At 70.3% G+C, this 6,022-nt stretch carries 6 protein-coding genes; 1 reads left to right on the top strand and 5 read right to left on the bottom strand.

From position 1 onward, the window contains the following. Positions 1 to 101: 101 nt before the first annotated feature. The 3 genes from ACWDU4_RS06515 to ACWDU4_RS06505 all read right to left on the bottom strand — a co-directional run bounded on the left by ACWDU4_RS06515 (position 102) and on the right by ACWDU4_RS06505 (position 2,858). Positions 102 to 1,292, bottom strand: a complete 1,191-nt coding sequence (locus tag ACWDU4_RS06515; RefSeq protein ID WP_450113033.1) for an NAD(P)-dependent malic enzyme — start codon at positions 1,290 to 1,292, stop codon at positions 102 to 104. Positions 1,293 to 1,626: 334 nt separating this feature from the next. After that, the gene (locus ACWDU4_RS06510; protein WP_450113032.1) at positions 1,627 to 2,007 is read right to left on the bottom strand and encodes a hypothetical protein; all 381 of its coding nucleotides are present in this window, start codon (positions 2,005 to 2,007) and stop codon (positions 1,627 to 1,629) included. Continuing rightward, positions 2,004 to 2,858, bottom strand: a complete 855-nt coding sequence (locus ACWDU4_RS06505) for a PHP domain-containing protein (protein ID WP_450113052.1) — start codon at positions 2,856 to 2,858, stop codon at positions 2,004 to 2,006. Before ACWDU4_RS06505 ends, ACWDU4_RS06510 begins: the two co-directional genes overlap by 4 nt. A gap of 168 nt (positions 2,859 to 3,026) precedes the next feature. Between ACWDU4_RS06505 and ACWDU4_RS06500 the strand changes: the two genes are divergently transcribed. Further along, positions 3,027 to 4,088, top strand: coding sequence for a magnesium and cobalt transport protein CorA (locus ACWDU4_RS06500; protein ID WP_450113051.1), 1,062 nt, complete (start codon positions 3,027 to 3,029; stop codon positions 4,086 to 4,088). On the opposite strand, the gene ACWDU4_RS06495 is transcribed toward ACWDU4_RS06500, so the two are convergent. Both ACWDU4_RS06495 and ACWDU4_RS06490 read right to left on the bottom strand, forming a co-directional pair. Beyond that, positions 4,085 to 4,675: a suppressor of fused domain protein gene (locus tag ACWDU4_RS06495; protein ID WP_450113031.1), complete on the bottom strand. Its 591-nt coding sequence runs from the start codon at positions 4,673 to 4,675 to the stop codon at positions 4,085 to 4,087. The genes ACWDU4_RS06500 and ACWDU4_RS06495 overlap by 4 nt on opposite strands. Positions 4,676 to 4,771: 96 nt before the next feature. Continuing rightward, complete coding sequence (locus ACWDU4_RS06490; protein WP_450113030.1) at positions 4,772 to 5,878, bottom strand: winged helix DNA-binding domain-containing protein; 1,107 nt, start codon at positions 5,876 to 5,878, stop codon at positions 4,772 to 4,774. Positions 5,879 to 6,022: the final 144 nt, after the last annotated feature.

Genomic DNA, 6,022 nt, shown 5'->3' with positions numbered 1-6,022 from the left:
CCCATCTCCGCCTATGATCTCGCCCCCCACTAACGGGATCTTGGTCTATTTCGTTCGGTTGAACCGAACGAAAGTGCCCTTCAGCCGGGTGGTGCGTGGGGCTAGGCGACGCCCTCTTCCTTGGCGGCCTTGGCGACGGCCTCGGCGACCGCCGGAGCCACGCGCGGGTCGAGCGGGCTCGGCACGATCTTGTCGACCGCGAGCTCGTCCGCGACGACGGACAGGATCGCCTCCGCGGCCGCGAGCTTCATGCCCTCGGTGATCCGGCGGGCACCCGCGTCCAGGGCGCCCTTGAACACGCCGGGGAACGCGAGCACGTTGTTGATCTGGTTCGGGAAGTCCGAACGGCCCGTGGCGACGATCGCGGCGTGCTTGCGCGCGATGTCCGGGTGGATCTCCGGGTCCGGGTTCGACATCGCGAAGATGATCGCGTCGTCGGCCATCGTCGCGATGATCTCCTCCGGCACGGTGCCCGCGGAGACGCCCAGGAACACGTCGGCGCCGTCGAGGGCCTCGACGATGCCACCGGTGCGCCCGGCGGGGTTGGTGCGGGCGGCCAGGTCGGCCTTGATCTCGTTCAGGTCACCGCGATCGGAGGAGACGATGCCCTTCGAGTCGAGGACGGTGATGTCGGTGATGCCCGCGGCGAGCAGGATGTTCGCGCAGGCGACACCGGCGGCGCCTGCTCCGGAGATCACCACGCGCAGCTTGGTGATGTCGCGGTCCTGGACCTTCACCGCGCCCTTGAGCGCGGCCAGCGCGACGATCGCGGTGCCGTGCTGGTCGTCGTGCATGACCGGGCAGTCGAGGGCCTCGATGACCCGCTTCTCGATCTCGAAGCACCGCGGCGCCGAGATGTCCTCGAGGTTGACCGCACCGAAGCTCGGACGGAGCCGGATCAGGGTCTCGACGATCTCGTCCGGGTCCTTGGTGTCGAGCACCAGGGGGATCGAGTTCAGGCCGGCGAAGTTCTTGAACAGCGCCGACTTGCCCTCCATCACCGGCAGCGACGCGCGCGGGCCGATGTCGCCGAGACCGAGCACCGCGGAGCCGTCGCTGACGACGACAACGAGGCGGCTGGTCCAGGTGTAGCGGTCGGCGAGGGTCTCGTCCGCGTGGATCGCGCGGGACACCTGCGCGACGCCGGGGGTGTACGCGATCGACAGCGCACGCTGGGTATCGAGGGGAGCCGTCGTCTCGACCGAGAGCTTGCCGCCGATGTGGCCGGAGAAGATCTCTTCGTCGGTCAGCTCAACCTTGGGCGGGGTGGTTGGTTCAGACACGAGAGACACGATGACACTCCTACTCATGCCGCCACCACTCGGGGGCGGGTTACTGGTAAGTAGCAGCGGCGAAGGATGTTTTTCGACGCAGCCGCAGGTTTTTCGGTGAAGAGCTGAACGCTCCGAGGGTGCACGATCGGGGCCCGATTGGTCTACGGGAGAGGCACTCACTTCGGAGCCGCGATGGCACCGGGCGGGGTGAGCCCGGGCACTGAAATCTGCCGCTGGTTGAATCCGACTTCGACTCCCTACCAGGCGGTGGCACCGGCATTGGAGTGCAGCAAGTGTGCCACCACGGGCTCACCACTGGCAAATCTCACGTGTGAGCAGCCGTTTCGGTGAGCTACCCCCACCACTGGGTCCAGAGCAACCCGATTGTGACCAAAAACACGGCCACGGACCCGGCGATCGCGACCGGACCACGCCGGTGATCGGCGAACCGCTGCGCAACCACCACCACAACGGCCGCGACGACGTGAGCCGCGACCGACACCGCGCCCGGCCCGGGAAAGCCCCGCCGGGACCCCAGGTACGCGGTCACGATCACCACCGCGGCGAGCAGCACGACGCCCGCCGTCACGGCGCCGCTGAGCGCCTGCAGCGCCCGGGCCGGGGCACTGCGCCTGCGCGGTCCACGCGGAGGTTCCCAGCGCGGTTCGCGGCCCGCGGCGGCCTGCCTGCCGTACCGCTCGTCGTCGTATTCGTCGACCCAGGCGTCGCTCATCCCGCCACCACCTCGATGCCGTTCGACGCCGCGATCAGCCGCTCGTACTGCTCGGGTGCGGTGACGAACTCGCCGAGCACCACCGACTTGTTGGACCCGTGGTAGTCGGACGACCCGGTCACGATCAGATCCAGATCGGCGGCGATGCCGCGCAGGATCCTCTCGTCCGCGGCCTGGTGGTCGTGATGGGCGACCTCGACACCGCCGAGTCCGTCGGCGACGAGTTCGCCGATCTGGTCCATGTCCATCAGCCGGCCGCGTGCCGAGGCACGCGGATGCGCCAGGACGCTCACCCCACCGGCCTGCGCGACCATCCGAATCGCGTCGGGCAACGGGGTGTCCGCCTTGTGCACGTAGTACCGGCCGCGCGTCTTGAGCAGGTCCGCGAACGCCTCGTTCACCGAGCCGACGACGCCGGCGTCGACCAGCGCACGCGCCAGGTGCGGGCGACCGGCGGCCGGGCCCGCGGCCGCCATCACCGCATCCGGGTCGATCGGCAGACCGTCGGCGGCCATCTTCTCCGCCATCCCCCGCAGGCGGGACGTCCGCTCGGCACGCAGCCGCTCCCGCTCCCGCGCGAACGCCTCGTTCGTGGGGTCGAACAGATACGCGAGCAGGTGCACGGCGACCGGCATACCGTCCTCGCCGCGACCCTCGCAGGACATCTCCATGCCCCGAACCAGGGTCAGACCGGACGGCAGGGCATCGACGGCCTCCGCCCACCCCGACGTGGTGTCGTGATCGGTCAGCGCGACGACCCGCAGTCCCGCCTCGGCGGCAGCCCGCACCACCTCGGCGGGCCTGTCGGTGCCGTCCGAGGAACTGGAATGGGTGTGAAGGTCGATACGCACCCCGCCATTCTTCCAGGCCGCGAAGCGCCGCATGTTCCAGGCGGCGACCCGCCGCGTGTTCCAGGCGGCGACCCGCCGCGCCTCGTCGCGTCGCCGCCGCGGCACCGCCGCGGCATAGGATTGGCTCGGATCGATTCGAGCGACCGGGAGGTGACCGTGGGGCCGTCGATACCGCCGATCCCGACGCTGCGGTCGTCCGGTTCGCCGCCGCGCGCCGTGCGGGTGCCCGCGGCCCGCGCGATCGTGGACTGCGCGGTGTACGTGGACGGGCACCGGCTACCCGGCCGGTACACCCATTCCGCAGCGCTCGCCGAGGTCCGTGAGCGCGGCACCGGTTTCGCCTGGGTGGGCCTGCACGCCCCGGACGAGCACCAGATGAATTCCGTGGCAGAGGTTTTCGGCCTGCACGAGCTGATGGTCGAGGACGCGGTGCACGCACACCAGCGCCCCAAACTCGAGGTCTACGACGACGTGCTGTTCCTCGTCCTGCGGACCGTGAACTATGTCGAGCACGAGTCGATCTCGACCGCGCGGGAGATCGTCGAGACCGGCGAGATCATGATCTTCGTCGGCCGCGACTTCGTCGTCACCGTGCGCCACGGCGACCACTCCGGACTCTCCGGCGTCCGCGCCGAGATGGACGCGAACCCGCAGCGTCTGGCGCTCGGCCCGACGACGGTACTGCACGCCATCGCAGACCACGTCGTCGACAGCTACCTGGCCGTGACCGCCTTCGTCGAACGCGACGTGGATCTGCTGGAGGAGGACGTGTTCAGCCCCCGAAGCCGGGTCGCGATCGAGCAGATCTACCTCCTCAAGCGAGAGATCGTGGAGCTACGCAAGTCGGTCGCCCCGCTCGCCAGCCCACTGCAGCGGCTCGGGCAGGACTCGAGTCTCGGTGTCCCGAAGGAGGTTCGACGGTACCTGCGGGACGTCCACGACCACCACACGATCGTCGCCGAACGGGTTTCGGAGTTCGACGAGGTGCTCAGCACCCTCGTCGAGGCGGCGCTGGCGAAGGTCGCGGTCCAGCAGAACACCGACATGCGCAAGATCTCGTCCTGGGTCGCCATCGCCGCGGTCCCGACGATGGTCGCGGGCGTCTACGGAATGAACTTCGAGCACATGCCCGAACTGCAATGGACCTTCGGGTATCCCGCGGTGCTCGGGTTCGTCGCGGTGATCTGTGTGGGGCTGTTCGTGACGTTCCGGCGCAACAACTGGCTCTAGAGCGAGACCGGTCCGCGTCCGGGGTCGCGGACGTCGATGCCTGCCTCCACCCATGCCTCCCGGAGCGCGGCGGCACCGCGCAGCCGAACCCATGCGGCCTCGGTACCGGTGATCGGCACCGCGCCGAGGAACCGGACCGGATCGGCGGGCTCGGGCAACACGAGATCGTCGATACCGCTGTCCCCCAGTAGGATCGCGCTGAACGGGGCCCCCACCCACAGCGGCTCACCGAGATCGAGCAGGCCGTCCGCTGCGAGCACCACACCCTCGACCGCCGGTGCCGCAGCGAGGATTGCGAGCGACTTGTGCACCCCGGACGCGGCGCCGAGCCCACCGTGCAGTGTGAGCACCAGCTCAGCGCGTGGGCCGCGGACCGGGTCCGCGACGAGGTCGCTGGGATCGCCCATGGGGTGCCGGGAACAGCCGAGGGTGACGTACCGGACCAGGTCGTCGGCGTCGGCCTCGAATCGCAGCACCTCGAGCGGCTCGAGGCCGAGGAACGTCACCGACGCGGCCGACGGCTGCGGCCCACCGATCCGCTCGACCAGGTGGGCACGAACTGAGGGCAGGACGTCGTCGATCACCACTCCATCTAACACCCGACTGCCGATTCGCCCCTGATCAGGACGGCGGAGTCCGGTCGGTGCCACCACGCCGGCGGCAGGCGACCACGCGGTCGGCGGTCACCGTGCCGCGGCGACCCGGACGTCGTGTGACTCGGCGCCCGGATGCGCGAAGCGAAGCAGCCTCAGCGCTTCCGCCTCGACGTCGGCCAGTACCCGCCTGGGAAGTTCCTGCAGCAGAGTGACATCCACGACGGCCGCACCCTTTCCGATGCCCGGTGCGACGAACCCGGCGACCCGGCCGTCCACCAGGACCGCCGGCTTGACGATGCCGTTGACGGTGAACAGCACGCGGCGGTGCTCGTCGTCGACGATCCGGGTCCGATCGGCGTGGGAGAGGAGCACGCTGTCGAAGGGAGCGAGGATCCGGACCGGGGCAGGTGCGTCCGCGTGGGGGCGGGGTGCGTCCGGCAGGTCGAACAGGTCCGCGCCGCCGACGTCCGCGAACACCCGCAGTCGCGGTCGCAGCCGGTCGAACACCTCACCGAGCCGGGTCAGGCCGGACCACGCCTGCGCGTCGGCGACCGATGCCGGTCCGTAGGCGGCGAGGTAGCGCATCACGATTCGTTCCGGGTCGGGTGCGGCGAGCGGCTCACCGGTCCAGTGCTCCAGCGTCGTGCACACGGGCTGTCCGGAGCGTCCCCAGAGGCCACGCGGCGGCACCTGCACCAGCGGGAGCAGGGCCCGTACCGCGTGAGCGAGCGCGGCGGGATCGCGGTCCGGCCACCGCCGCGCCAGGTGCGGGCGCAACGCCGCGAGGGTCATCGGGGTGGCGTCGAGCAGGTCGCGGGAGTGCGCGGCCACCGCCCCCGTGTCGCATCCGACGAGAGCCTTCGCGTGCTGGGTGTTGGTTCGCAGATCGCGGTCCATGATCGGCTGCAGCCAGGGCCGCAGCACGAGCGCGTCCGCCGCGGCGACCGCGTGCACGGTCCCGCGCATCACCGCGATCCGGACCACCGTCCGATCCTCGAGCAACCGTGCCAGGTCGTCGGGCCGGAAGCCGTCCACCCGCGACCACAGCGCGAAGTACGGCGCGGTCGGTGACTGCGCCTGCAGGCCGAAAAGGTGCCGGGTCACGACCTCCGTGGAGGCGGTGACCCGCTCCAGCAGATGCTGGCGCGCCAGCGTCGCCCGACCGAGCTCGCGGGTGTCGAGTGTCGTCCGCATGCATCCCCCTGCACAGCCGATTCGGAACGGGCGGAAATCACAGTAGTTCCGGAGGCGGGCCGGCTCCACGCCAGGCGGACGACGCCGGCCCACGGCCGGCGCCCGCCGGCCGGAATCACCCCACCATCAGCAAACTCCGGTGCC

Source organism: Rhodococcus sp. NPDC003348 (genome assembly GCF_053589375.1).
Note: the sequence above shows the minus strand (reverse complement) of the source record. Positions and strands in the feature narration are given on the sequence as shown.